The organism is Sphingomonas sp. 3P27F8, from assembly GCF_005502745.1.
GTDB lineage: Bacteria > Pseudomonadota > Alphaproteobacteria > Sphingomonadales > Sphingomonadaceae > Sphingomonas.
The window spans coordinates 1-24,692 of sequence record NZ_SCNL01000015.1; the positions used below are offsets into that span (position 1 = coordinate 1).

24 protein-coding genes, 1 pseudogene and 1 riboswitch are annotated in these 24,692 nt (G+C 62.2%); of the genes and pseudogenes, 12 read left to right on the forward strand and 13 right to left on the reverse strand.

Going from position 1 to position 24,692, the window contains the following annotated elements; all coding sequences use genetic code 11:
* Positions 1 to 181 (forward strand): hypothetical protein (locus FFS35_RS20200; protein WP_212742226.1); only part of this gene is annotated, 181 nt, incomplete at its 5' end.
* On the opposite strand, the pseudogene FFS35_RS15820 reads toward FFS35_RS20200, so the two are convergent.
* The 4 genes and pseudogenes from FFS35_RS15820 to FFS35_RS15835 all read right to left on the reverse strand — a co-directional run.
* Positions 109 to 342, reverse strand: a pseudogene (locus FFS35_RS15820) (recombinase family protein); the annotation flags it as partial. The gene FFS35_RS20200 and the pseudogene FFS35_RS15820 overlap by 73 nt on opposite strands.
* 220 nt (positions 343 to 562) lie before the next feature.
* Positions 563 to 1,981, reverse strand: a complete 1,419-nt coding sequence (locus FFS35_RS15825) for a YncE family protein (protein WP_037535052.1) — start codon at positions 1,979 to 1,981, stop codon at positions 563 to 565.
* Positions 1,978 to 2,346: a DUF305 domain-containing protein gene (locus FFS35_RS15830; protein WP_008828623.1), complete on the reverse strand. Its 369-nt coding sequence runs from the start codon at positions 2,344 to 2,346 to the stop codon at positions 1,978 to 1,980. The genes FFS35_RS15825 and FFS35_RS15830 overlap by 4 nt, the downstream gene beginning before the upstream one ends.
* Before the next feature lie 35 nt (positions 2,347 to 2,381).
* Positions 2,382 to 2,861, reverse strand: coding sequence for a hypothetical protein (locus tag FFS35_RS15835; RefSeq protein ID WP_043150680.1), 480 nt, complete (start codon positions 2,859 to 2,861; stop codon positions 2,382 to 2,384).
* Positions 2,862 to 3,105: 244 nt separating this feature from the next.
* On the opposite strand from FFS35_RS15835, the gene FFS35_RS15840 reads away from it, so the two are divergent.
* The 6 genes from FFS35_RS15840 to FFS35_RS15865 all read left to right on the forward strand — a co-directional run bounded on the left by FFS35_RS15840 (position 3,106) and on the right by FFS35_RS15865 (position 9,254).
* Complete coding sequence (locus tag FFS35_RS15840) at positions 3,106 to 4,275, forward strand: hypothetical protein (protein WP_068075246.1); 1,170 nt, start codon at positions 3,106 to 3,108, stop codon at positions 4,273 to 4,275.
* A 46-nt stretch (positions 4,276 to 4,321) separates the two neighbouring features.
* Positions 4,322 to 5,305, forward strand: coding sequence for a malate dehydrogenase (locus FFS35_RS15845; protein WP_137787969.1), 984 nt, complete (start codon positions 4,322 to 4,324; stop codon positions 5,303 to 5,305).
* A gap of 88 nt (positions 5,306 to 5,393) precedes the next feature.
* Positions 5,394 to 6,266, forward strand: coding sequence for a LysR family transcriptional regulator (locus tag FFS35_RS15850; RefSeq protein WP_068075249.1), 873 nt, complete (start codon positions 5,394 to 5,396; stop codon positions 6,264 to 6,266).
* On the forward strand, positions 6,263 to 7,414 hold the full coding sequence (locus tag FFS35_RS15855; protein ID WP_137787970.1) for a TDT family transporter: 1,152 nt from the start codon (positions 6,263 to 6,265) through the stop codon (positions 7,412 to 7,414). The genes FFS35_RS15850 and FFS35_RS15855 overlap by 4 nt, the downstream gene beginning before the upstream one ends.
* Positions 7,415 to 7,520: 106 nt before the next feature.
* Complete coding sequence (locus FFS35_RS15860) at positions 7,521 to 8,765, forward strand: molybdopterin-dependent oxidoreductase (protein ID WP_200866904.1); 1,245 nt, start codon at positions 7,521 to 7,523, stop codon at positions 8,763 to 8,765.
* 12 nt (positions 8,766 to 8,777) lie between these two features.
* Positions 8,778 to 9,254: a hypothetical protein gene (locus FFS35_RS15865; RefSeq protein WP_137787971.1), complete on the forward strand. Its 477-nt coding sequence runs from the start codon at positions 8,778 to 8,780 to the stop codon at positions 9,252 to 9,254.
* A gap of 9 nt (positions 9,255 to 9,263) precedes the next feature.
* Here FFS35_RS15865 and FFS35_RS15870 read toward each other — a convergent pair whose 3' ends face one another.
* From FFS35_RS15870 to FFS35_RS15910, 9 genes are all read right to left on the reverse strand, one after another.
* Positions 9,264 to 10,628: a voltage-gated chloride channel family protein gene (locus FFS35_RS15870; protein ID WP_043150688.1), complete on the reverse strand. Its 1,365-nt coding sequence runs from the start codon at positions 10,626 to 10,628 to the stop codon at positions 9,264 to 9,266.
* A 23-nt stretch (positions 10,629 to 10,651) separates the two neighbouring features.
* A riboswitch (Fluoride riboswitch) is annotated at positions 10,652 to 10,728 on the reverse strand.
* Between the two features lie 240 nt (positions 10,729 to 10,968).
* Entirely contained in the window at positions 10,969 to 11,409 is a 441-nt protein-coding gene (locus tag FFS35_RS15875; protein WP_137787972.1) for a DUF202 domain-containing protein, read from the reverse strand.
* Complete coding sequence (locus FFS35_RS15880; RefSeq protein WP_043150693.1) at positions 11,409 to 12,494, reverse strand: sulfite oxidase; 1,086 nt, start codon at positions 12,492 to 12,494, stop codon at positions 11,409 to 11,411. Before FFS35_RS15880 ends, FFS35_RS15875 begins: the two co-directional genes overlap by 1 nt.
* 391 nt (positions 12,495 to 12,885) lie before the next feature.
* Positions 12,886 to 13,161, reverse strand: a complete 276-nt coding sequence (locus FFS35_RS15885; RefSeq protein WP_137787973.1) for a metal/formaldehyde-sensitive transcriptional repressor — start codon at positions 13,159 to 13,161, stop codon at positions 12,886 to 12,888.
* A 360-nt stretch (positions 13,162 to 13,521) separates the two neighbouring features.
* Positions 13,522 to 13,920: a hypothetical protein gene (locus FFS35_RS15890; RefSeq protein ID WP_133722806.1), complete on the reverse strand. Its 399-nt coding sequence runs from the start codon at positions 13,918 to 13,920 to the stop codon at positions 13,522 to 13,524.
* A 113-nt stretch (positions 13,921 to 14,033) separates the two neighbouring features.
* Entirely contained in the window at positions 14,034 to 14,816 is a 783-nt protein-coding gene (locus tag FFS35_RS15895; RefSeq protein WP_068075395.1) for a hypothetical protein, read from the reverse strand.
* Between the two features lie 35 nt (positions 14,817 to 14,851).
* Positions 14,852 to 15,874 carry a YncE family protein gene (locus tag FFS35_RS15900; protein WP_068075258.1) on the reverse strand — a complete coding sequence of 341 codons (1,023 nt, stop codon included), beginning with the start codon at positions 15,872 to 15,874 and terminating at the stop codon, positions 14,852 to 14,854.
* 43 nt (positions 15,875 to 15,917) lie between these two features.
* The gene (locus FFS35_RS15905) at positions 15,918 to 17,285 is read right to left on the reverse strand and encodes an ATP-binding protein (protein ID WP_068075262.1); all 1,368 of its coding nucleotides are present in this window, start codon (positions 17,283 to 17,285) and stop codon (positions 15,918 to 15,920) included.
* Positions 17,282 to 17,962 (reverse strand): response regulator transcription factor, encoded by a 681-nt coding sequence (locus FFS35_RS15910; RefSeq protein ID WP_068075265.1) that lies wholly within the window; start codon positions 17,960 to 17,962, stop codon positions 17,282 to 17,284. Before FFS35_RS15910 ends, FFS35_RS15905 begins: the two co-directional genes overlap by 4 nt.
* Before the next feature lie 152 nt (positions 17,963 to 18,114).
* On the opposite strand from FFS35_RS15910, the gene FFS35_RS15915 reads away from it, so the two are divergent.
* The 5 genes from FFS35_RS15915 to FFS35_RS15935 all read left to right on the forward strand — a co-directional run bounded on the left by FFS35_RS15915 (position 18,115) and on the right by FFS35_RS15935 (position 24,674).
* Positions 18,115 to 18,423 carry a PepSY domain-containing protein gene (locus FFS35_RS15915; RefSeq protein ID WP_249341689.1) on the forward strand — a complete coding sequence of 103 codons (309 nt, stop codon included), beginning with the start codon at positions 18,115 to 18,117 and terminating at the stop codon, positions 18,421 to 18,423.
* 76 nt (positions 18,424 to 18,499) lie between these two features.
* Positions 18,500 to 19,864 carry a TolC family protein gene (locus FFS35_RS15920; RefSeq protein WP_084356049.1) on the forward strand — a complete coding sequence of 455 codons (1,365 nt, stop codon included), beginning with the start codon at positions 18,500 to 18,502 and terminating at the stop codon, positions 19,862 to 19,864.
* Positions 19,861 to 20,886, forward strand: coding sequence for an efflux RND transporter periplasmic adaptor subunit (locus FFS35_RS15925; protein ID WP_068075271.1), 1,026 nt, complete (start codon positions 19,861 to 19,863; stop codon positions 20,884 to 20,886). Before FFS35_RS15920 ends, FFS35_RS15925 begins: the two co-directional genes overlap by 4 nt.
* Positions 20,886 to 23,918 carry an efflux RND transporter permease subunit gene (locus FFS35_RS15930; RefSeq protein WP_068075274.1) on the forward strand — a complete coding sequence of 1,011 codons (3,033 nt, stop codon included), beginning with the start codon at positions 20,886 to 20,888 and terminating at the stop codon, positions 23,916 to 23,918. The genes FFS35_RS15925 and FFS35_RS15930 overlap by 1 nt, the downstream gene beginning before the upstream one ends.
* Before the next feature lie 36 nt (positions 23,919 to 23,954).
* Complete coding sequence (locus FFS35_RS15935; protein WP_068075278.1) at positions 23,955 to 24,674, forward strand: phosphatase PAP2 family protein; 720 nt, start codon at positions 23,955 to 23,957, stop codon at positions 24,672 to 24,674.
* Positions 24,675 to 24,692: the final 18 nt, after the last annotated feature.

Below are 24,692 nucleotides of genomic sequence, written 5' to 3' on the forward strand. Positions count from 1 at the left end.
CCGCCCACAGGATCACATCACCCTGGAAATGGCGCCACTTGAAATCCGTCATCGTTCCGTCCGTCCAATCTCCGCCAAGCATGCTCAAGCTTCACGATTTTTGCAACAGAGCCAATGCGGCAACGATCGCCCAAGCCGATCGAGTTTCCACACGATCAGCGTATCGCCCGCACTCAGATAATCGAGGCAGTCCTTCAGGCCCGGTCGATCGTCGCGTGCTCCCGATGCCTTATCAGTATGCAAATTACGCGGATCGACACCCGCCGCGACCAGAGCGTCGCGCTGAAGATCGACAGTTTGGCGATCATCGGCCGATGACACCCGCATATATCCGACCAGCATGTACGACAAACCCTCAAAACCACTTTGTCGTACACTACATCAAAGCGACAGGGTTTGTCGACTATTCAGGCGCAGGATTGCCGACCAAAGCCGAGGGATCACCCAAGGGTGTCCGAAAACATGTGTTTTCCGACAGTCTCAAGACGCTGCGGCAACCTATACCGGCGTCATGACCAAGATACTGGATACGGACAGGAGATCGCAGGGTTCACCTGAACCCTCATTTCTGCACCTGAACGACAGCGCTCGGCATCATCGGGTCGCCTGACGCAATGACGAGGTACCGGCGCATGTCGCCCTTCGCGTCGCTGACGATCTGGCGGAGCGGTCCGAGCGTGTTGACGATCGCGCCGCCAGCCGGATTGGTCATGAACTTTGCCAGAGGCTGGATCACGCCGCCACCATCAGCGCGGGAGGATAGCCCAAGGACATAGGGCATCTTTGGGCTGAGGCCCGCAACCGCCGCCTGCAGGATCTGGACTTGGCCTTGATCGAACAGCGTGACCTGGCTGCGGCCAGTCCCGGCGAGGGTCAGCTGGATCTTCATGCCGGCCTGTGCGAGCGGTATCAGGTTTGCACGGCCTTCGCCTACCGGCACCGCGCCGGGAACATAGGCCACGCCTTGCGGCCCCTGACCGATCGGAATCGTCGCGATGACGGTGTTGCTGGCGGTGTCGATCGCCGCAACAGCGTCGGCGTTCTCCAGCCCGACATAGATCCGCGAGCCGTCGCCCGACGGCCACAGACCGTGCGGCAGCGCGCCGACCGGGATGCTCGCGACCTGCACGAAGTCGGTGGTGCGGAACACCTTCACGACATTCTCGGTGCCGACCGTCACATAGGCGAACTGGCCGGCCTTGGTGCGGGCGATGTTGACGTGGTTGGTGATCGCGCCGGTGTCGAACGTCTTCAGCACTGCGAAGGGTGGCTTGGCGTCGAACACCATGACCTTGCCGACGTCCTTCAGCGTCAGCCAGACCTGCTTGCCGTCGGGCGTCGCGGCGATGTCGGGGCAGAACGGGCTTGCCTGCTTGACGCGACCGACGATCTTCTTCGAGGCGGTGTCGATCACCACGGTCTCGGGTGAGAAGCTCGAACAGACATAGCCGTATTTCCCGTTCGGCGAGAAAATCGTCATGCCGGGGCCGTTGGGGACGGGGATGCGCGTGGTCGGCGCGAAGGTCTTGCCGTCGAGCACCTGGATATAATCCTCGCCGCGCACCGCGACCCAGACTTCGCGACCGTCGGGGCGGAAAAACGCCTCATGCGGCGAGCGCCCGACATAGGTCGTGTGCTTCACGGCATTGGTCGCGGTATCGATGAACGTCACCGAGTTCGAACCGATCGAGATCGCCGCCAGCGTCTTACGATCGGGCGAGAAGCCCATGCCGTGGACAAGCAGCTGCCCCTTGTAGAGCGGGCTGAGGTTGGCGGGGGTCTGGTCGCCGAGCTTGATGACGCCGAGCAGCGTGTTGGTTGATGGGTCGATCACCGACACGGTGTTGGAGAACTGGTCCGACGTGTAGAACCGGTCCTGCGCGCTGACAGGGATGTCGGGGGTCGCATTGGGCACTTGCTGGGCAAACGCAGGGCCTGAAAAGCACAAGGCGGTGCAGGCGGTTAGGGTGAAACGCTTCATGGACGGTCTCCGTGATGGGGGTGACCAGTCGCGGTCGGTCCGGTGTGACGTGGCAACGCGCCGCCTTCGGATAGGATGCCCTGCATCACCGCGATTTCCTGACGCTGTTCGACGATGATCCCTTGCGCAAGCCGGCGCAGGCGTTCGTCCTTGCCGTAACGCAGCTCGATCTCAGCCATGTCGATCGCACCTTGATGATGCGGGATCATCATCCTTGCGAAGTCGCGATCGGGATCGTTTGAATAGCCGGTCATCATCGCGCCGTGCATCCGCGTCATCGCCGCATCCATCGCGGACGCGAAGCCGTCCGTTTGCGCGATAGCAGCGGTCGATACGGACAAGCCTATCGCCATCAGCAAGGTCATGCGTGATCTCATCGTCCTGTCCCTAGTTTTCCTGTTTACGACACGCGAGCGATGATGCCGATAATCGTTGCTAGCACGGCCATGCAGGCCGGGAGAAAGAGCATCTGTATAGCCGCTTCGCGCCCTGTGATCGTGCCCGTCAAGATATCGACCGGGCCCTTGATGAACTCCGAGAACGAACGGAGGGGTTCGCCGGGGGCGGGAGTATCGCTGAGTACGATGCCGCCAGCAATCAGACCGAAATACAGGATCATGAAGACCGACACGACCGTCAGGACGAGCGCCGTAGCTGCATCACGTGCGAAGAAGGTCCAGAAAGTCAGCAACATTGCTGCATACACGCCGACGAGCAAGCCCAACGTGGCAGGATGGACGCCGCGCGATGCGATGCCTGGAGCCGTTCTTTCCAGCTCGTCATAATTGCCTGCATCCGGCACGATTGCGAGATGTCGACGCACAGGCTTAGGAGCAACGAGTGTCTCGGTAGCGAGATCGTAGATCGGCTGTGTTGCCATGAGGAAGTCTCCGCGCGTCTCGATGAATGCCGAGCGTGACAGGATAGATGATTGCGGCGGGGCGGTCGGTCCAACGCATAACCACGGTCATTCCAATCATTTAACAGGAACGGTCGGCGATCTATAATCGCGTTTTCGTATTGAAATCATCGCGACCATGCGTTGGACGCGAGGGACATATCGGTCGATCTAGCGGCATCGGACCGGCACGATCACCCGCCGGGTCCGTGATAAGGATCAAACGATGAAAGCTGCGATCGTTCTGGTTGCCGCGATGTTGGCCTCCGTAGCGCCAGTCCCGGCGATCGCTCAGGCCTATTGGGCTGCACCTGCGGCGGACGACTTTCCCTACGATATCAAGGCGGTTCAGGCACCGTGGTCGAAGGCTGATATCGACCTCAGCCATCATGACCGGATCTATGTGTCTGACCCTACATCGACGAAGATCGTTGTCATCGATCCTGCAGCGGGCAACGAACTGGGACGGATCGACCTCGCCAAAAGCGCGATAGCTGAGCCCAGCTTTTCCAGCCCCAAAGTCCAGCACCTGGCTGCAACGCGTGACGGGCGGACCCTGGCGGTATCGGCATTAGCGCAGCACAGTGTGACGCTCGTAGATCTGGCCACGAACACGGAACGAGGCCGGACCGTGTTCCAGACGTCGCCTACCGCCGTCGCGTTTACGCCCAATGGGCACGAACTCTGGGTTTCGCTCGGCGATGAACATGCCATCGCGGTCGTGGATCCTAAGACAGCGCGGGAGATCACCCGCGTACCAGCAAGTGGCGGAGCGGGCGCGACCATCCTGTCGCCAAACGGACGCTATGCCTTTGTATCGCTTACTGAAAGGCCGTCCATCCTGGTTGTCGACGTCGAGCATCGGCGCGTCGTCGGACACGTTGCCAGCAACGGTGCAGGTGCGGGAGCAATCGCGGTCTCGCCAGATGGCAAACAGATCTGGGCAACACGCCGCGAGAGCGGCACGACCACGGTCTTTGCTGCCAAACCGCCGTTTGCGGTACGCGAAGTGATAAACACTGGTCCAGCAACGGGCGCGGTCAACTTCGCCCAGCGCGCAGACGATTCCTTTGCCTATGTCAGCGTTGGCGGCGATCAACCTGCAATCAAGGTCTATAGAACCGACAGCCTGGAGGCTGTGGCAACCGTCCCGCTACAAGCGGCTCCGAGTGCGGTTTGGCCGTCGGGCGATGGTACGAGGATCTATGCCAGCCTGGCCGGAACCAACAAGGTCGCTGGGATCGACACGCTGACGTACACCACCGTGTCGACGATCCCGATCAGTACGGATGCGCAGAGCCTGATCTACGTTCCTGGTGCCGTAAGATCAGGAAAAGGTCTCGCCAATCTGGTGCCATCCGGGCGCGATGCGGCGCTTGCCCTGACGGCGCGTTGATCGGTCTCACACCGTCTGTAATCTCCCAACGAAAGCCCTTTCCAAAATGACCAAGCCCCCCGTCAGGATCGCGATCAGCGGTGCCGCAGGACAAATTTGCTATTCGCTGCTCTTCCGGGTCGCGCAGGGTGACGTGTTCGGACCGGACCAGCCCGTTATCCTTCAACTGCTCGACGTGCCGCAGGCGCTGGACGCAGTACGCGGCGTGGTCATGGAACTGGAGGATTGCGCGTTCCCGCTGCTGGCAGATGTGATCATTACTGATGATCCGATGGTGGCTTTCAAGGACATCGATGCGGCCATGCTGGTCGGGTCTCGTCCCCGCTCGAAGGGCATGGAGCGCCGTGATTTGCTCGCTGCCAACGCAGCGATCTTCAAGACGCAGGGCGCAGCGCTGGACGCAGTGGCCAAACGCGACGCCAAGATCCTGGTCGTCGGTAATCCCGCCAACACAAATGCCTGGATCATTGCGCAAAGCGCACCGGGTTTCCCTGCCGAAAACATCACGTCGATGATCCGCCTCGATCACAACCGCGCGCAGGGACAGCTTGCGGCCAAGGCGGGTGTCGGTGTCGATGCGATTACAAAGCTCGTCGTCTGGGGAAACCATTCGCCGACGAAGTTTGCCGACTGGGGGAATGCCGAACTCGATGGCCAAAAGCTTGCCGACCGTATCGGAAACGAGGCCTGGTACCGCGAGACCCTGATCCCCACCGTTGCGCAGCGCGGAACCGCGATCATCGAAGCACGGGGTGCGTCCTCGGCCGCGTCGGCAGCAAATGCGGCGATCGACCATCTGCGCGATTGGGTGCACGGCGCAGGCGACAATTGGGTGTCGATGGGCGTGGTGTCAGATGGCTCCTACGGTATCCCGCAAGGGCTGGTGTGCGGCGTGCCGGTGCACTGCAAAAGCGGTGGGTATGCGCGTATCGAAGGACTGATCCTCGATCCATTCCAGCGAACGATGCTTGATCGCACGATTGCCGAACTGGTCGATGAACGTGAGGCGGTTATCGACATTCTGAAATGACCGATCGGTATATCTGATTGGAATGACCGTAATCTTTGGTTGGTGCGATTGATCTCCTTTCCCTATCATTGGGGCAAGGAGATCGGGCATGACCCTGGAACAACTCAGGATTTTCGTCGGTGTCGCTGAGCGCGAGCACATGACGCGCGCGGCCGAAGCGCTCAATGTGACGCAGTCAGCCGCAAGCGCTGCCATCGCCGCGCTGGAAGCCCGGCACGGCGTGCCGCTGTTCCACCGGGTCGGCCGTGGGATCGAACTGTCCGAAGCGGGCCGCATGTTTCTGGTCGACGCACGCGCAGTGCTTGGCCGTGCCGCCAGCGCGGAACTTGCACTGGCCGAATATGCAGGACTGGAGCGCGGCACTCTGCGGCTAGTCGCAAGCCAGACGATCGCGGGCTATTGGCTGCCCCGCCAGCTGGCCGCGTTCCATGCGCGCTACCCCGCGATCTCAATCGAACTGGCGATCGACAACACCGAGGGGGCCGCGGCGCGCGTGCTCGACGGTGCGGTCGAGCTCGGCTTCGTCGAGGGTGTGATCGACGAGCCCGCGCTCGCGCATTGGACGGTCGCGAACGACCGCATGGTGCTGGTAAGCGACCGCGCAGCCGACACGATCGACGAGGACTGGATCCGCGCCGCACGCTGGATCGTCCGCGAGCAGGGATCGGGCACGCGCTGGTCGTTCGAGGAGGTGCTGCGCCAGCGCGGCGTCGATCCGTCGGACCTCACCGTGGCGCTGATGCTACCATCGAACGAGGCGGTACGTAGCGCGGTCGAGGCCGGGGCGGGCGTCGCGGTGCTGTCGCAGCATGTCGTCGCACCTGCAATCGCGGCCGGCACGTTGCACGATCTACCGCTCGGTCTGCCGCGGCGTCCGTTCTACGCGCTGCGCCATAAAGAGCGGTATCGAACGCGGGCGGCCGATGCGCTGACCGATCTCATCAAGGAGACTGGCAAGTGACCGCCGATCTGAAACCCGTTTTCGATGGCCTGAAGCCCCTCAGCCGGCTCGACTCCCCGCGCGAGATGATCCGGCAGTTCACCCCCAACTGGTTCGCCGCTACGATGGGCACCGGCATTCTCGCGCTCGCCTTGCCGCAGGTGCCGGGCGTCGGCGCATCGCTGCACCCGGTCGGCGAGGTGTTGTGGTATTTCAACATCGCGCTCTTCACGCTGTTCGCCGGGCTCTACACCGCGCGCTGGACGATTTTCGGGCACGAGGCGCGGCGGATCTTCGGGCACAACACCGTATCGATGTTCATCGGTACGATCCCGATGGGCCTCGCGACGATCATCAACGGGTTCCTGGCGTTCGGCCTGCCGCGGTTCGGCGCCGGCGTGATCCCGATCGCCGAGACATTGTGGTGGATCGACGTCGCGATGTCGCTCGCCTGCGGTGTGGCGATCCCCTACCTCATGTTCACGCGGCACGAACATTCGCTCGACGGCATGACCGCGGTGTGGCTGCTGCCGGTGGTCGCGGCGGAGGTCGCAGGTGCGAGCGGCGGCCTGCTCGCCCCGCATCTGGCGGACGCGCATCACCAGTTCGTCGTGCTCGCAACGTCGTATGTGCTCTGGGCTTATTCAGTGCCGGTCGCGTTCGGCATCCTCGCGATCCTGATCCTGCGGATGGCACTGCACAAGCTGCCGCACGAGAGCATGGCCGCCTCGAGCTGGCTCGCGCTCGGTCCGATTGGCACCGGCGCGCTTGGGATGCTGGTGCTCGGCAGCAACGCGCCCGCGATCCTCGCCGCCAACGGCCTGGGGCAGATCGGCGCGGTAGCGCAGGGGATTGGCACGATTGCCGGGCTGCTGCTCTGGGGTTTCGGTCTGTGGTGGCTGGCGCTCGCGACGCTGATCACGATCCGCTACTGGCGCGCGGGCATTCCGTTCAACCTCGGCTGGTGGGGCTATACCTTCCCGCTTGGCGTCTCCACGGTCGCCACCTTCAAGCTCGGCACGACGCTTCAGCTCGGCTTTTTCGGGATCGTCGGCACTGTCCTCACAGTGGCGCTCGCAGCAATGTGGCTGCTGGTCGGCGCCAAGACGGTCGCGGGCGGCTGGCGCGGGAACCTGTTCGTGTCGCCCTGCATCGCCCAAGCCAATTGATGGGCCGAACTGATCGTCCTGTCGGATCGAACCGTCGCATCCGATCGACCCGTACCGGGTAGACCGGCGGACGGGTCGCGCATAAAAGCATGACATCGAAGGGAGAATGCTGGTGGACAGCCTGGATATGAAATTGGCGCAGGCGATGAACCGCCGTCGCTTTCTCTCAGAAGCCGCGATCGGTAGCGGCGCGCTGATCGCCGCACCCGCGCTGGCGCAGAGCATGGTCGATCTGCATCTGCCAGGTGGCCCATCGGAACGGCCCATGACCAACGCGTTCCCCGGCAAGGGCAACATGATCCTCCAGCGTATCCACCCGCCGTTGCTGGAAACGCCGATGAGCGTGTTCAATGGCGACGTCTTCACGCCGAACGACCAGTTCTTCGTCCGCTGGCACTGGGCCGACATCCCGACCGCGATCGATGTCGAGGCGTTCCGGATCAAGGTGTACGGCGCGGTCACGCGTCCGCTGTCGATCTCGCTCGCGCAACTGCTGAAGCTGCCGCGCGTCGAGTTGGCGGCAATCAACCAATGCTCGGGCAATTCGCGGGCGTTGTTCCAGCCTCCGGTGGCGGGTGCGCAGTGGCGTCACGGGGCGATGGGCAACGCCAAATGGCTCGGCGTTCGCTTACGCGACGTGCTCGACATCGCCGGCGTGAAGCCGGGCGCGGTCGCGGTACGGTTCGGTGCGCTCGACCAGCCGGTGGTCACGGGCGCACCGGATTTCGCCAAGTCGCTGTCGATCGACCACGCACGCGACGGCGAAGTGATGCTGGCGTTCGGAATGAACGGCGAGCAGATGCCGCTCCTCAATGGCTTCCCGGTCCGGCTGATCGTACCCGGCTGGTATTCGACCTATTGGGTCAAGATGCTGAACGACATCGAGGTGCTCGCCGCACCCGACGACGGTTACTGGATGGCCAAGGCTTACAAAATCCCTGACACTCCAGGCGCGAACGTGCGGCCGGGCCAGAAGGATTTCCCGGCCGTTCCGATCAACAAGATGATCCCGCGCAGTTGGGTCACGAGCCTCGACGAAGGGCAGGCGATCGCGTTCGACCGCTCGATCCCGCTGGGCGGCATTGCGATGGGGGGCGATTGCGGCGTCGCCAAGGTCGATGTGTCGACCGACAACGGCAAGACCTGGTACAAGACGACGCTCGGCCCCGATCACGGCAAATACAGTTTCCGCCGCTGGGATGCGCAGGTTCCGCTCACCCATGCGGGCCCGACCAGGCTGATGTCGCGCTGCTGGAACACCGCCGGCCTCGCGCAGCCGATGACGCCGATCTGGAACCCGGGCGGTTTCATGCGCGGCAACATCGAAACCACCAACATCGTCGTCGGCTGAGGAGCAACGCCTGTGAAAACGCCTTCCATCGGCACGCTGTCGTTCGGGTTCGTCGGCGCGACCGTCGTTCTGCTGCTTGCGATCGGTTCCCCGAACAGCCGTGTCGCCCCGCCGCCTGCGGCCCCGACTGCACCACCGCCGCCAAGCGTCTCGGCGCGCGGCTTTTCGCTGGCGTCCACCTCGGTCGATCTTCCGACCGACGAAGGTCAATATCCCGCCGGCCCGCATGCCGATGTCATCAATGCCAACTGCACGTCGTGTCATTCGGCGAGCATGGCGCTGAACCAGCCACCACTCTCTGGCGACCAGTGGACCGCGGAGGTCACCAAGATGCGCGAGGTCTACAAGGCACCCGTCGCCGCAGCCGACGTACCGGCGATCGTCGCCTATCTGACTGCCATGAGCACGAAGCAGCCGGGCTCCGCGAAGGGCAAGGCACAGGACCCCGATCCGAAGGCTGCGCCCGACGTATCTGGAGGATCAGGTTAAGCCATCAACTCACGACACGCGGTTTTGCGCGCGAAGTGCTGTGCGGCGTGTACGTGTCTCGCGCAGTGTCGCATCGGGCGCCAGACCGTCTGCCGGCACCTTGGGTATCGCAACGCGCTGCGACAGGTAGATGCCGTTGTGGCCCGAGCAGAGATAGGCCACGAAACAGGCGACGGCGATCGGCACCGCATAGGCGGCGCCGAACAGTTCGATTCCCATGAAGGTGCAGGCGAGCGGGGTATTGGCGGCCCCGGCAAACACCGCGACAAAGCCGATCGCGGCGAACAGGCCCGTCGGCACGCCCAAGAAAGGCGCCAGCGCGTTACCGAGCGCTGCGCCGATGAAGAACAACGGCGTGACTTCACCGCCTTTGAAACCCGCGCCGAGCGTGACGACGGTAAACAGCAGCTTGATCGCCCAACTCCACGGATGCGTGTCCGGTCCGAAGAAGCTGGCGATGGTAAGGCTGTCGGGCCCCGCTGCCAGGACACCCAGGCCCAGATAGTCGCGCGTGCCGAATAGGAAGACGAGCGCGATAACGACGGCCCCGCCGATCACTGGACGTAGTGGACCATAGGGAACGATCCGCTTGAGCCATCCCCCGACCACGTGGTTGGCTTCGGCGAAGGCCAGACCGACCAGTCCGAATATGATCCCCGCAACACCTGCCTTCGTCACGAGCAGCGCATCGACGGGTATCAACGCACCGATCGGGTAGACACCGTGATGGATACCCCAGGCGAGGCACGTCCAATCGCCGACCAGCGCTGCAACAAGGCAAGGCACCAGCGCGGAATATTCAACGCGGCCGATCGCCAGCACTTCGAGCGCGAAGACCGCTCCTGCGATCGGCGTGCCGAAGACCGCGCCGAACCCGGCTGCGATCCCCGTCTTCAACAGGATGCGCGTGCCGCCCGCATCGAGGTGGAGCGCGCGGCCGAAACCGCTGGCAAGGCTTCCGCCTAATTGGACGGCGGTGCCTTCACGTCCGGCCGAGCCACCGAAAAGATGCGTCACCACTGTGCCGAAGAAGATGAGCGGCGCCATCCGCAGCGGCACACCGCCGCCCGGCTCGTGGATCTGCTCGACGATCAGGTTGTTGCCGCCCTCCACCGAGCGCCCGGTGAGATGGTAGAGCAATCCGACCACGAACCCGCCCACCGGCAGCAGATAGAGCAGCCAGGGCGATGCGAACCGCAGTCGCGTAACGGTATCGAGGCTCAACAGGAACGCCGCACATAGCGTCCCGACGAGTGCCGCCATGGGCAGCAGGATCAGCGCCCAGCGCAGGACAGAGATCGCATGGTCGTGACGATCGCGCACAAATGCCGCAACGTTCAGCGTGTCGACCAGATTGCGAAAGGTAGCGCGCACAATTCCTCCTTGCTGCCTGACGGCGCCAAGTAGGAATCATCAGCTCATGTCAGAGCGGTTCGGCCAAATTGCCCGGCAGAAATCCATTGCCGAGGTCGATGTATGAGACGTTGGCCCCAACCGTCAATGGGCATGTTGGTCGGGCAAATGCTCGGACCTGTCAGTCGCCAGGGTCTATCTGAGCCCGTTATATGGACCGACCCGGGTACGCTACATGCGGGACCGATCGGTTTCGACCCGCGCGTCGTTTTCGGGCTGCGTCACAAGGGGCGATACCGCACGAAAGCCGCCGATGCGCTGCCGGGTCTGATCGGCCCGTAGCGTGGTTAGCGCTGCTGCGCTACGAGCGCGCCGTCCAGATGCCGACGAGCGCGGCCAGCGACACGAGCATAAGAAACCCGTTCATTACCAGGAGCAACGCCGCTGGCAGGCGCTTGATGTCGGGTCGTGGCGGCGGGGCGCCGGCACCCATCTCGCGCCACACCGCGGCGACAAAGCAAAAGGCGCTGAACAGGATCAGCATGGTCCCGGTCGCCGTCGCCAGCCACGGGAACACGACGTCCTTGAGCAGCGCGCGCGCGCCGATCCCGGAAGCGAGCGCCGCCAGTCCGGTACGCACCCAGGCGGCATAGGTGCGTTCACCGGCGAGGATTGTGCGGTCTGCGGCAAGCTCCGTGCGACGATCAGCGCTGTCCACCTGCTGGACTGCGCTGTCCTTCAGCGCGCTCGCGCTCTCCGCCAGCTTCGCATGGGCCCGATCGGCGTCGTGCGGCGCGTCCATCAGCCGGCGGTGACGGTGATGCGATGCCAAGCCGTCGAGAGATAGCCGGCGAAGTTCCAGATCGCTTCGGGCCGTTCGGGCTGCATCTGCCCGGCACCGTCGACGGCGCGCACGACCAGGACGTGGAGCCCGGGCGAGAGATCGACCGTGACGTGCCACTGCGTCCAGCTCCAGGGTGAATCCGGTTGGCTGGTCAGTTCCGCCTGCAGCCAGTCGGTGCCGTCATTGACGGAGACCTCGACGCGCGAGACCGCTCGGCCGAAGGCGACCGCATAGCCCGCGATTTCGCATGCGCCGGCGCCGATATGCGCGCCGTCCACGGGGGCGCAGATCGCAGCGTTGAGCGGCATCTCCTCGATCGTCAGGCCCCGGTCCCAATCCGCGTCCTCCTTCGCTACCGACGCCGGAAAGAGCTTGTAGTCCTTGGCCTGGATCGGCGCATCGGACGGGCGATCGCGCACCTCGATGCGCGTCAGCCACTTGGCGCTACGAACGCCCGCATAGCCCGGCACGACGAGCCGCAGCGGTGCGCCATGTTCGGGGGCCAGCACCTCGCCGTTCATGCCCCAGGCGATGAGCACGTCCGGCTCTAGCGCCTTGGCGATCGAGATCGAGGCACCGAACGGCGCCGTCTCACCATCGACATCCACGTCGTCGGCCCCCGTAGTGCCGACGAACGACGCGCCATCTTGGATGCCGGCCGCGGCGAGTACGTCGCACAGTGCGACGCCGGTCCAAGCCGCATTGCCGATCGCGCCCACGTCCCAGGGATCGCCCGAAGTCTTTTCCACGTCTTGAAGATGTGCCCGACGATTGCCGGCGCACTGCATGGTCGCGGTCACTGTCCGGGTCGCAAATGCCGTTTGAAGTTCGGCGACCGTGTAGGAGCGCGGGCGGTCGACCAAGCCGTCCAGCGCTATACGATGATCGTCGGCCAGCTCCGGCGTAGGTCCGTGACTGCGGATGTAGAAATTCGCCTGCGGCGTCAGGAAGGACGTGATCAGTTTATCCGGAGGCGTTTCCGCATTGAGCGGCTCCGGACAGCGGAGGATTAGATTCTGTTCGGCGCGATCGGATGCGGTCATGCAAGCGGCCTACCATGATGAAATCAATAGCGAAATTGATCGTTTGGCTGGACGATGTCACCCAGACTCTTTCGATAGCCTATCCCTTTCTAGACGGGGGGAGCGATCGCCATGCCGTCGCGCAAGAGGCGCCGAGTGCAAGACAGCCTTTCCCGTAGATCGACTCAATGTGGCTGAGCTTGCTACGACGGCTTTGTCCCAAAAGTCGTCGCTAGGCACCAGGGATGACGGAAAACCCTATCGCCATCGCAGATGCGCGACAAACGGGTGTTTCCCGACACCCGGAGCGGGGCTGTCGGCGCTTAGCGTATATTTGGGTCTGTTCTATGTACCGACCCCATGGTCGTGCGTAAAGGCATCAATGTCGCGGGTCGTCGTCAATATCTGAGCCTTATTTGGCGTAGCGGCGTATGACCGCGATCAATTCTTCTGCGCCGGCAGAGCGATCCTCGGGAGAGAGGTCAGGGTCCGCTACATGAGCTCGGACATGCTCTTCAATAATCTCGTCCATGAGACCGTTCATGGCGCCCCGTGTCGCTGCGACGAGATGCAGCGTCGTCGAGCAATCCGTGCCTGCCGCCAGCGCTTTCTCGATCGCTTTGACCTGGCCTGCGATCCGGCGGACCCGCTTCAGAAGTTCGTCATTGCTAATTACCAGATGTCCCATAGGATACCTACCTACCCTATCTATACCACGAACAAAAGGATGCTTTAATATCGCTTTGACCGCGGCCTAAGTGTCACTGCAGCCTCCAATATGCATGGCATCCTGCCAGTGGTGCTGCGGATCGCAGAATGAAAGCGCTACCTCCCACCCGCACCACTGCGTGAACTCGCACATGGCAACGGAAACCGATTCCCTGTGATCTGCCGGTCATGCGCATGCTTGAGAATGAGGAGGGACATCGTACCACGGCGACTTCAGCATCGTCGGATGGCGTACACCGGAGAGCGGGCACCCACGCTGGGATGCGTGCCCAAACACCACCAGGATTTGTCCAGTAGCGCCCCGCACCAGGGGCCCCTGTCATTCAGGTCGCGCTGTGACAGGCTCGATGCTGATTGTCGCTATTGCCGATGGATCACTGACTCTCAAAAACGCCGAGAAATATGCCAACCGAAAACGGCGGGTCATGAATTCTCCCCAAGTCGCTTTCACGGCCGCGATGATGCTCCCGGATCGGTCACGTGCTATTACTTCAAGATGACCGGGCACCGCTCCCGCATAACCATTTGTCCTGCGCACGTCTCCGCCAATTAGAATGCCGTCCTTTTTGCGGTGAGCGGTCGCGCGCACGACTACTATATCTGCATTTGATACCAACCGGATGGCGTCATCATGAGCCGCTGCTGTAACGCACCCTGTAAGAGTCATCGCAAGTATTGAAATCACAAAAAAGTCTCGAATTTCGTACGGCCTGATCATGATTAGAACTCCAATTGGGAGCAATAGCGCCAGCACTATGGGAAACGACACCGCCTCTTGAAGGTGAGCTTCCAGGCCAAGTGTTGCCACCGATGGACTGGGCAGCGAAGTGCTTACGAGCCTGTCTTTCGCTCTTCGCCGGGGTGGCGCCCCGCCCTTTGCGGGAGCAGCAGGATACACCCGACAATGACAATGGCGAGGACAGCTGACGCGAGCGGACGACTGAACGCAAGCCCGCCTTGGTTGAGGGGCTTATCGAGCAAATCACCCACGGTCGCGCCAAGCGGCCGGGTAAGAATGAACGCTGCCCAGAAGAGAAAAACCCGAGACACGGTTGTCCAATAATTGGCGGCAACGAGCAGCAGCAGCCCGGCGGCAAACACCACCGCCCCACCCTCGTAACCGAGCCCGGCGTCAGCGATCCAGTCGCCCAGAGCGGTGCCGAGCGTCTGGGAGAAGGTGATGGTGACCCAGTAGAAAATCTCCGCCTTCGGCGTCCGAACCGTGTCCACCGAGACCGATCCGAGCGTGAAATGCCAGACCGCGAGCGAGCCCAACACACAGATGAGGAGCAGAGTCGCACCACCGGGATAGCCGATGCCCAGAGACCGATCGGCAAAGTCGGCCATCGTCGTTCCCGCAGTGGTGGAGGTTATGATGGTCGCCCAATAAAGAGCGGGATGGAAACGTGTCGCCTTGATCTGCCACACGACAAAGACAACCAAAAGCGTCGCGAATATCGCAGTCCCGACCAGATAGCCGAGCTTCATGGTCATGCTCACCGTGTCGCCGCCGGTCTCACCAAGCGTCGTTGCCAAGATTTTGATCATCCAGAAAGTCAGTGTGACTTCTGGTACCTTGCTCAAGGCAATTTGCGCGTCGGTTTGGTTCGCCATGCCATGTGGCTCCTTCGTGGCAGGCTGATCCATGCTTACTTAACTGGATCATAGATGAGCGCGCGAACGGTTCCCGGCCGCACATGCGGGCGGCCACCCGGTGTCGCGCTGGGATCGGTCTCGGCGGCGATAACGAACAGCCGTCCTGTCGCCGGGTCGAGGGTCATCGTCCTGCCGCTCACTGCCGTATGTATCGGCGCGCGCGCAGTATATTCGTCAGCGGAGGTTTGCTGGTAGATAGTGACCGTCCCATCGCGTCCGTTTGAACTGAACACCCGCATCCGTACGGGATCGAAGGCAACCGCGTCGCTTCCTGCGCCAATAGCAAGATCCGCAACGACATGCCCGGTATGCGCATCGACCACCATCATCCGGGCGTTAGCGCACCCCATGAACAGGCGCTGCCCTGCCTTGTCCAGCGCAAGACCATGCGGGCTCTTGCAATTCGGCGTCGGCCAGCGCGCCGCGATCTTATTGGTGCGCGCATCAATCTCAAGAACGTCGCTGTTGGCTTCGCCCGCCACGAAGACGTGACCTTGATCGTCCGCAGCGGCATATTCCATCTTTTCGCCTGCGTTAATCGTCGCAATCGCTTTCTGCTGCACCGGATCGATCACGGTTACGGTACCTGGGTCGCCCTCGATCACGAATATATGCCCGGTAGCGGGATCACGGACCATGCCATCGGCATCCGCCCCCGCGGGGATACGGCCAATTACCTTCAACGTTTTGAGGTTGAACGCGACAGCCTCCCCCTTCTCGCCGTCGTCCGTAAAGCCGAAGCCATCGCGCGCCGATATAGCGGTGCCATGGGTGCCGCCCGCTATCCCCTCAACCTGTCCGATAACCACTCCTGTCTGCGCATCGAGAACGGTGAGCCAATCGCCGTGCGCCACGTAGACCCGCTTCGTAGGACCATCGAACACGGCATAATCCCACCGGTCTGGAGACCCGAGCGCGATGCTGTTCGTCAACGAATAGTCCAAAACCGCATCGGCATGGGCGGCCCCAGCCAGCGCGGTTGCGGCAAACACGACGGCGATGATCGAAGATTTCACGCAATGGCTCCTTGTACCCTGACAGTCGAATTTACTTGTATGGTCACGCGACGGCGGCGAACCGTAGCCGAACCCGCAACCCGGGTTCGTTGTCCTCGATCATCAGCTCTGCGCCGTGCAACGCGGCGATTGAAGCGACCAACGCCAGTCCCAGGCCCGCGCCAGGCGTATGCCTGCTTTGGTCGAGGCGATAGAATCGCCGGAGAATCTTGCCACGCTGATCGGCAGGTACGCCCGGCCCATTGTCCGCGACGGTAACAACCGCACACGCAGCCTCCTGGTGAAGAGCGATCGTGATATTCGTGCCTTGGGGCGTGTGGACAAGCGCGTTGTCGATCAGGTTGGTGAGCAGCTGGGCAAGCAATTCGGCGTCACCGAGGACCGCAACACCCTCATCAATCGAGGCTCGCAACGACTTGCCTGCGTCCTCGGCGACGGGCTGGTACGCTTCAGATATTCGACCCAACAATTCGGAAAGATCAATATGAGCAAGGTCGCGTCGCTCACCGCCTTCAATCTGGCCAATTCGAAGCAAGGCCCTGAATATGACATGTATCTCGTCGATCTGAGCTAAAGCCCCCGCGATGCCAGCCTCGTAGGCAGCCTCGGAATTATTGCCCTGCATCGCCTCCAGGCGCTGTTGAAGGCGGGTAAGCGGCGTCCGCAGGTCATGGGCGACATCAGTCGATACCTGCTGAAGCCCTTCCATCAACGCGGCGATCCGGTCCAGCATCGCATTGAGGTTCGTGGACAAGTGATCGAACTCGGCACTCATGCCGATCGCGGGCAAGCGTTCGGCCATGTCTCCCGACATGATCCGGGCCACCGCGCCGTTAACGCGATCAAGCCGGCGCAGGAACATCAGCCCGATAAAATAGCCGCCGATCAGCGCCAGGACGGTCAAGGCGATGCTCGATCCGATCGTGAATGCAACAAGGCGCTGCCGAACCCGCTGTACGTCGAATGTATCGGTTGCCACCACCAGCAGCGAACCGTCCGACAGCCGCGTCCCTAGGGTCTGGAACGTCTCGGGATCGCCCGACTCACCAGGTTGAGGCTTGTCGTCCACAAAAGTCACCTGCCCCCAACCCTTCCGGGCGGCCGTCAAAGGCAAATCCCCCGCCAGATGCTTGTTGCCCGCGTCTAGAAGCAGAAAGTGAAACGGTTGCTCGAAAGCTGATCGCTGGCGACGGCGGATGCTATCGATCACCTCCTGCTTGCCACCATCTGGCCAATCCTCGGTCAGAATGGCTGTTTCAGATCGAAGCCCAACTGCCGTCGCCTCGGCCGCATAGGCGCGAAGCGAATGTTCGACGATCGTCAGCAAGACGATCGACCCCACAGCGAACAGGCCTGCAATCAGCAAAGCAAAGCGAAAAGCGGCGCTGTTGAAGGAGCTTGATTTTTTCATGGCGGCGACGCTTCGATCCGGTAACCGGAGCCGCGAACCGTGTGAATGAGGTCCGCGCCAAACCCGCGATCGATCTTCGCCCGCAAACGGCTCATGTGGCTCTCGATAAGATTCGTCTGTGGGTCGAAGTGAAACGACCACACATTTTCAAGCATCATCGTTCGGGTCACGACTTCGCCCTTGTGGCGTAAGAGATATTCGAGGAGCTTCATCTCCTGGGCCTGTAACTCGATGCGGCGTCCCGCGCGGCTTACCGTCCTTTTCAGGAGGTCCAGCTCCAGGTCTCCCACCCTCAGCATCGTGATGGCATCGACAGAGGGCGGGCGCCGGGCGAGCGCCGCCACGCGGGCGACAAGTTCGGTGGTCGCAAAGGGCTTCACCAGATAATCATCAGCTCCGCCCTCGAGGCCTTCGACCCGATCCCTGATGCCGTCCATTCCGGTCAGCAGGATGGCAGGCGTGGAGACGCCTTGAGCGCGCAGCTGCTTCAACGCGGAGAGGCCATCAAGTTCTGGCACCATGCGGTCAAGAATGATGACCGAGTATTCGTTGCTACTCGCAAGAAATACTGCATCCAGTCCGGTCAAACATATATCGACGACATGGCCGGCCGCGGTCAGAGCCTTCTCAATATGCGAACGTGTCGCATCGTCATCCTCGAGTAACAGCAGCTTCATCGTCAGGGCCGCCTTCCTTAAGCGAGTGCGCCTATGGTGCTAATGAATCTTCGCCGCACAAGTTAGGAATTCCTAATGTCCAATTGAGCTTCCGCGAATGTAGAAGGGTGTAGTCCGGATCACAGAGGCAATGAAGCCTCAGGAGAATGACGATGCGTAACTATCTCATCGCGCTGGCCGCTACCACGCTGGTTGCGAGCGGCGCGCAGGCGGCGCCCAGGCACATGGCAGGGTCCGAGCTTATGTCGACGGCGAAGGTGTCCTTGGCGACGGCGCGGGCAACAGCGCTCCACGCGCGGCCCGGCAGGATCACGGACCAGGAGCTGGAAAAGGAAGCGGGCGGCACGGGTCTGCGTTACTCCTTCGATGTGGTGAGCCATGGCAAGACCTATGAAGTCGGCGTCGATGCGACAACCGGCAGGGTCCTGGAGAACCAGGCCGAAGGTGCGCACCCCGACTGAGCACACCTTATAGCTGATCGCAGCATTGCACGCTGCGAGGCCCGGGTCGAAGGCACGGCGCTGAACGGGAGGACCAATGTCACTGCCACTGCCGACGAACCGGGCCGCTCTAGCGCGCTCCCTGCTAGTATTTGCCCCATTGGTGGTGGCGGGCTGCGCGCATTATTCCTCCCTCCCGTTGGTGCAGACGCCCCCTCTGGCGCCTTCGGTAGCGGCGCTCCCCGGTTTCGTGCCGGGAGCGCCGCTTAGTGTCGCTAAAGTCACCGCGCTCGCGCTTCAAAACAATCCTGATCTGCGCGCAGCGCGCGCACGGCACGGCCTCGCGCAAGCACAACTCCTGCAATCCGGCATCCTGCCGAACCCTTCGTTTGCCGGCGCGTTACTCCCGCTGATCTCGGGAGCCGGCACCGTGACGGCGTGGAATGTCGGCCTGACCCAGGATATCAAATCGCTCATCACCTACCGGGCGCGGCGGCGGGCTGCCGGCTTTGCTGCCCAACAAATCGATGCCGAAATCATCTGGCAGGAATGGCAGATCGCCGGGCAGGCGCGGCAACTCGCGGTAGAGTTAATCGCAGGTGAGCAAAGTCGGCCCATGTTGACCGAGGCTTTCGACCTGCTCTCCCGCCGCAATGCCGTTCTCCAGCAAGCGCTCGCTGCCGGCAACGTCACTCTGGTCACGGCGGCACCCACACTCGTCGCCTTGCAATCGGCGCGGACCGCCTTGCAAACGCTCGATCAGCGGCAACTCTCGCTCCGGCATCAGCTCAATGCACTGCTCGGCCTCGTGCCCGATGCCGTTGTTCCGCTGGAGGCCACGATCGATCTGCCTCCGTTCAATCCCGCCACGATCCGTGTCGATCTGACAACATTGGCCGATCGCCGACCCGACCTGGTCGCGCTCCGGCTTGGCTATGATGCCCAGGACGCCAATGTCCGGGTTGCAATCCTGTCGCAGTTTCCCGATCTGATTCTCGGGGCGACCGCCAGCAGCGACAACAGCAGCGTCATCAATGGCGGGCCGCAAGCGACGATCGGATTGCCGATCTTCGATCGCAATCAAGGCAATGTCGCCATCGCCAATGCGACCCGGGCGCAGCTCCATGCGGATTATTCGGCGCGTCTGGCGGCAGCCGCCGGTCAGGTCGGCGCTCTCCTCTCCGAAATGGATCTCTTGTCTCATCAACTTGTAATCCTGCGGCGTGATCTTCCGGCGGCACGGCTCGCCGCGAAGCGCGCGGCCACTGCCTTCGGCGCCTCCAATCTCGACGAGCGCAGCTATGTCGATCTCGTCGTCAATCGCTACACCAAGGAGCAGGAAGTGGTAACTTTGGAGTTGGGACTGCTCGACCGGCAGGTGGCGCTACAAACTCTGGTGGGAGCCGGGCTACCGCCGGTTGAAATCTTGCCAGGTCTGGACAACGCCAAGGTGCGGCAATGAAGACGCTCGCCCTCCTACCTCTGGTACTGCTGACTGGGTGCGGTAGTTCATCCCCGTCCGATCCGCCTCCAACGCCTTCGGTGCTCGTGAGCCTGCAAAAGATCGAGCGGGGCTCCACACCCGAGTGGGTGACGGCCTATGGCAGCGCCGCGCCGGGGGTCAGCGGCTCGGACACCATCAGCGTTCCCCAACCAGGCCAAGTCTCGCGCCTCGCGGTGACGCCAGGTTCGACGGTGCGCGCGGGACAAGTGCTCGTGGTGTTCACCACCGACCCTTCGTCGGTAAGTGCCTATCAGCAGGCGGTGACGACGCTCTCCGCAGCCCAGAAACAGCGGGCAACTACCGCTCAGCTGCTCACGCAGCAACTCGCAACGCGCGATCAACTTGTTCAGGCGGAGAAGGCCGTCAGCGATGCTCAAGCCGCCATTGCGGCCTTGCGCCAATCGGGTGCGGGACAGCCGACACGAATCCTTACCGCGCCGTTCGGCGGCGTTGTCACCACAGTCTCGGTCGCGCAAGGTGATCGAACCCAGAGCGGCGCACCGTTGGTAACGTTGGCGCGAACGGGAAGCATCGTTGCGACCGTCGGGCTTGATCCCGCCAGAGCGGGCCGCGTCCAAGTGGGCCAACGCGCCAAGGTTGTTCGCCTGAATGGTGGCCCTCCAATACCTGCTCGCGTGGTCCGGGTAGACGGAGTGCTCAATCCGAAGACGCACATGATCAATGTGGACCTCTCGTTACCGGCAGGCGCAGTGCTTCCGAATGAGGCACTGCGCGGCGATATCGCCGTGGGCGATGTCGCCGGATGGATCGTACCCCACCGTGCTGTCGTCACCGCCAACGGACCAACGAGCGTCTTCCAGCTCGTCGCCGGCAAAGCGCACCTCATCAAGGTCAATCTGCTTTTGGCGGGCGAGCAGATCGATGTGGTCGAAGGGCCAATCCTTCGTAACCGTCCCCTGATCGTGGACGGAGCCTATCAAGTGCAGGACGGCCAAGCCGTCCGCTCGATCGCGCGCTGATGTTTGAAAGGCTACTTGGCCGGCAAGCCCGCGCGTTTGTCTTGATCGCTATGGCTATGGCGCTGGCCGGCATTGCTGCTGCGCTATCGCTGCCGCTCGGCCTGTTCCCGCAAGTATCGTTCCCGCGCGTGCTCGTCGATCTCGATGCTGGCAGCCGGCCCGCCGATCAGATGGCGCTTATCGTCACCCGCCCCGTTGAGGAGGCAATCCGCAGCATCCCTGGCGTTCGCGACGTTCGCTCGGAAACGACCCGCGGTTCAGCCCAGATCTCGATCGATTTCGGTTGGGGTCGCGACATGGTGGCCAGTACGCTCCTGGTCGACACGGCCATTGCGCGCACGATCGGCTCGCTTCCGCCTGGGACCAACTACAATGTGCGAAGGATGGACCCCACGGTCTTCCCGGTCATCTCCTACGCGCTCGTTTCAAAGTCCATCTCGCCGGTCGCGTTGCAAGATCTGGCCCGGTACGAAATCACCCCGCTTCTGTCATCTATACCTGGGCTGGCCCGCGTCGAGGTTCAGGGTGGGGACAAGGCGGAAGTACAAGTGCTGGCCGATCCAAACCGGCTCGCCAGCTACGGTCTGGCGATGAGTGACCTAACGAAAGCGATCAGCTCCGGGAACGTGCTGAGCGCCGTTGGCAAGATTCAGGATCGCGGTCGGCTTTCGCTGGTTCTAGCCGATCGCAGCATCATCAGCGCATCGGCGGTCGGCGATATCGTCGTTCGATCCGATCCCGCCGGCATCGTTCGCGTACGCGACCTTGCGACTGTTCAAGATGGAGTGGTGCCGCAATGGATACGCGTCGTTGAGGACGGACGCCCAGCGGTGCTTTTCAACATCTACCAGCAACCGGACGGCAACTCGGTCCAGATCGCCAAGACCGTGTCGCAGACACTTGCAAACTATCACCTGCCCCCGGGGGTGAAGCTCATCAACTGGTACGATCAGAGCGAGCTCGTCACACAATCGGTGTCGAGCGTGCGCGACGCGGTATTGATCGGCCTGGTGCTCGCGGCCGGCGTGCTGCTGATGTTCCTGCGCAGCTGGCGTGTGACTTTAGTCGCCGTAATCGTCGTTCCTGCGACCCTGGCAGCAACCGTTCTCGTACTCAGCATGATGAAAATGAGCTTCAACCTGATGACGCTTGGCGGGATCGCTGCGGCAGTGGGGCTGCTCATTGATGACGTGATCGTGATGGTTGAGCACATTGCCCGACGAGCGGGCGCAAACGAAGAACACAGGGAGACCGGAGAGGCCGCCGTGCTGCCCGCGGCGCGCGAGTTCATGGTTCCTCTCGCGGGCTCCAGCCTCGCCACGTTAATCGTCTTCCTACCACTATCTTTCCTGAGCGGCGTGACCGGCGCCTTTTCCAAGGCCTTGTCGATCACGATGGCGGCGGCCCTGGGCATTTCCTGGGCGATGACGGCGTTCGTGGTGCCGGTGCTGACCCGCCGGATCGTCGATTTTAGCAAATGGCGCGACCCCGGCGGTGCCGGTCAAGGCTGGCTGGCCCGGCAACACGATCGGGCTCTCGATGGGCTCGCACGCCGGCCGTGGGTGCTCGCGATCGCGCTCGTTCCCCTGCTGGCGCTTGGGTATCTGAGCTACTCGAAGGTCCCGACTGGGTTCATGCCCAAGGTCGATCAGGGCAGCTTCAACATGGACTATTATACCGTCCCCGGCACTTCGCTCGACGAGTCGAGCCGACAGATCGCGCAGGTCGACGCAATCGTCAGCCACCACCCCCAGGTCCTCACCTTTTCGCGGCGGTTGGGCACCGATCTCGGCGGAGGTCTCGGTCAAAGCTACCATGGTGATTATTTTGTGCGCCTCAAACCCGGGCACACCGAAACCACCGATGATGTGATGAGCGACGTTCGATCCGCCATCGAGGTCAAGGTGCCCGGCGTACAGGTCGAGCTCGGCCAGCTGATGGAAGACCTGATCGGCGATCTGACCTCGGTCCCGCAGCCGATCGAAATCAAGCTTTTCTCGTCCGACCCGACCGCGCTTCGTGCTCAGGCAGAGAAAACCGCCGCACAAATTTCCAAGCTGAATGGCGTGGTCGAGGTCAAGAGCGGCGTCCAGCTTGCAGGCGATGCGCTCAACATCCGTGTCGATCCAATTCGCGCTGGCGTAGAAGGTATGGCTCCCGCCGATATCGAAGCGGCGCTCAACACCGCGCTCACGGGTTCAATCGCCACGTCGCTGCCGCAGGCGACAAAGGTGGTGGACGTGCGGGTGCGACTTCCGAACATGATGACGATCACCGAGGCCGAACTCGCGCAACTGCCGATCCGTGCGCCTGACGGTCACGTCTTCCCGCTCAGCCGCGTAGCTAATGTGAAGAGGGAAACCGGGCAACCGCAGATCACACGCGAAAATCTGGAACCGATGGTGGCCGTCACCGGCCGAATCGAAGGCCGCGGGCTTGGCGCGGCGGTCAGCGACGTGAAGGCGCTGCTCGACACGCCTGGTTCGCTGACGCCCGGGATACGCTATGAGCTGGGCGGCCTCTACCAACAGCAGCAGATCGCGTTCGCTGGCCTCGCCAAGGTCTTCATCGCGGCCCTGATCGCGGAGTTCGTGTTGCTCCTGATCCTCTACCGCCAGTTCTGGCGGCCGACGATCATCATCGTGTGCTCGCTGCTGTCCACCACCGCCGTGTTCACGGCATTGTGGGCAACCGGCGTGGAGCTGAACATCACCGCATTGATGGGAATGACAATGATCATCGGCATCGGCACCGAGATGGCGATCTTTTACATGTCCGAAGTCGAAGAGCTGTCCCACGAGATGCCAGCCCGCGACGCCGCGCGCGAGGCGAGCCGCAACAGGCTGCGGCCGATCACGATGACGACGCTGGCGGCGATCCTGACCCTGCTTCCGCTCGCGCTCGCGATCGGCCAAGGATCAGGCATTCAGCAACCGCTGGCGATCGCAATCATTGCCGGCTTGCTGCTCCAATACCCTTTGGTTCTGATTGCGATGCCTATTCTTACAAAGCTTGCGCTCCCACGCGCGTGACCTTCAAACCTCCCAACGCATTAAGCGAGGACAGCGATGCCCCTATTCTCTGCCCCTTTCTTCGCACGCCACCGCATCGACAGCCGCATCTTGATCGTTTTCTTGGGTGCAGCGGTCGGCGCCTTCATCTTTCTGCGCCTCGGATCAGAAATCCGGGAAGGGGACAGTTTCGCGCTCGACAAGCTAATCCTTCAAGCGTTCCGCGAGCCAACCAATACCGCGGTCCCCATTGGACCGGTATGGTTGCGTACAGCCATAATCGATCTCACCGCTTTGGGCGGCGTGACGATTCTCACGCTCCTGACGGTGCTGACCGCTGGATATTTGCTTGCCTCGAGGAAGACTGGAACGGCTATTTTTCTGGTCTTGGCTATCTCCGGCGGCGCCCTTTTGAGCAAGTTACTGAAATTTGGTTATGCGCGGCCCAGACCTGACGTCGTTGCACATTTGGTCGACGTTCACAGCCTGAGCTTTCCAAGCGGCCACGCGATGAACTCCGCGATCACCTATTTGACGATTGGCGCGCTCCTCGCGCGAGCGGAAGCCGACCGAACCGTGAGAATATTCCTGATGGCCGTGGCCATCCTTCTCACCCTGACGGTCGGCTTCTCGCGCGTATATCTGGGCGTACATTGGCCAAGCGATGTCGTTGGCGGATGGTGCGTCGGTGCCAGCTGGGCAGCACTTTGTTCGCTGGTGGCTCGGACTCTGCAGCGGCCTAAAGCCAACGAGGCTGCGACCATCTCCGCCGTGTAAACCCCAGGCCATTCACTA

What these genes read in the sequence shown, in the direction of transcription:
- FFS35_RS15825 (WP_037535052.1), bottom strand. Translation starts at nt 1,981, where the DNA reads ATGAAGCGTTTCACCCTAACCGCCTGCACCGCCTTGTGCTTTTCAGGC.
- FFS35_RS15830 (WP_008828623.1), bottom strand. Translation starts at nt 2,346, where the DNA reads ATGACCTTGCTGATGGCGATAGGCTTGTCCGTATCGACCGCTGCTATC.
- FFS35_RS15835 (WP_043150680.1), bottom strand. Translation starts at nt 2,861, where the DNA reads ATGGCAACACAGCCGATCTACGATCTCGCTACCGAGACACTCGTTGCT.
- FFS35_RS15840 (WP_068075246.1), top strand. Translation starts at nt 3,106, where the DNA reads ATGAAAGCTGCGATCGTTCTGGTTGCCGCGATGTTGGCCTCCGTAGCG.
- FFS35_RS15845 (WP_137787969.1), top strand. Translation starts at nt 4,322, where the DNA reads ATGACCAAGCCCCCCGTCAGGATCGCGATCAGCGGTGCCGCAGGACAA.
- FFS35_RS15850 (WP_068075249.1), top strand. Translation starts at nt 5,394, where the DNA reads ATGACCCTGGAACAACTCAGGATTTTCGTCGGTGTCGCTGAGCGCGAG.
- FFS35_RS15860 (WP_200866904.1), top strand. Translation starts at nt 7,521, where the DNA reads ATGCTGGTGGACAGCCTGGATATGAAATTGGCGCAGGCGATGAACCGC.
- FFS35_RS15875 (WP_137787972.1), bottom strand. Translation starts at nt 11,409, where the DNA reads ATGGACGCGCCGCACGACGCCGATCGGGCCCATGCGAAGCTGGCGGAG.
- FFS35_RS15880 (WP_043150693.1), bottom strand. Translation starts at nt 12,494, where the DNA reads ATGACCGCATCCGATCGCGCCGAACAGAATCTAATCCTCCGCTGTCCG.
- FFS35_RS15885 (WP_137787973.1), bottom strand. Translation starts at nt 13,161, where the DNA reads ATGGGACATCTGGTAATTAGCAATGACGAACTTCTGAAGCGGGTCCGC.
- FFS35_RS15890 (WP_133722806.1), bottom strand. Translation starts at nt 13,920, where the DNA reads ATGATCAGGCCGTACGAAATTCGAGACTTTTTTGTGATTTCAATACTT.
- FFS35_RS15895 (WP_068075395.1), bottom strand. Translation starts at nt 14,816, where the DNA reads ATGGCGAACCAAACCGACGCGCAAATTGCCTTGAGCAAGGTACCAGAA.
- FFS35_RS15905 (WP_068075262.1), bottom strand. Translation starts at nt 17,285, where the DNA reads ATGAAAAAATCAAGCTCCTTCAACAGCGCCGCTTTTCGCTTTGCTTTG.
- FFS35_RS15910 (WP_068075265.1), bottom strand. Translation starts at nt 17,962, where the DNA reads ATGAAGCTGCTGTTACTCGAGGATGACGATGCGACACGTTCGCATATT.
- FFS35_RS15915 (WP_249341689.1), top strand. Translation starts at nt 18,115, where the DNA reads ATGCGTAACTATCTCATCGCGCTGGCCGCTACCACGCTGGTTGCGAGC.
- FFS35_RS15920 (WP_084356049.1), top strand. Translation starts at nt 18,500, where the DNA reads ATGTCACTGCCACTGCCGACGAACCGGGCCGCTCTAGCGCGCTCCCTG.
- FFS35_RS15925 (WP_068075271.1), top strand. Translation starts at nt 19,861, where the DNA reads ATGAAGACGCTCGCCCTCCTACCTCTGGTACTGCTGACTGGGTGCGGT.
- FFS35_RS15930 (WP_068075274.1), top strand. Translation starts at nt 20,886, where the DNA reads ATGTTTGAAAGGCTACTTGGCCGGCAAGCCCGCGCGTTTGTCTTGATC.
- FFS35_RS15935 (WP_068075278.1), top strand. Translation starts at nt 23,955, where the DNA reads ATGCCCCTATTCTCTGCCCCTTTCTTCGCACGCCACCGCATCGACAGC.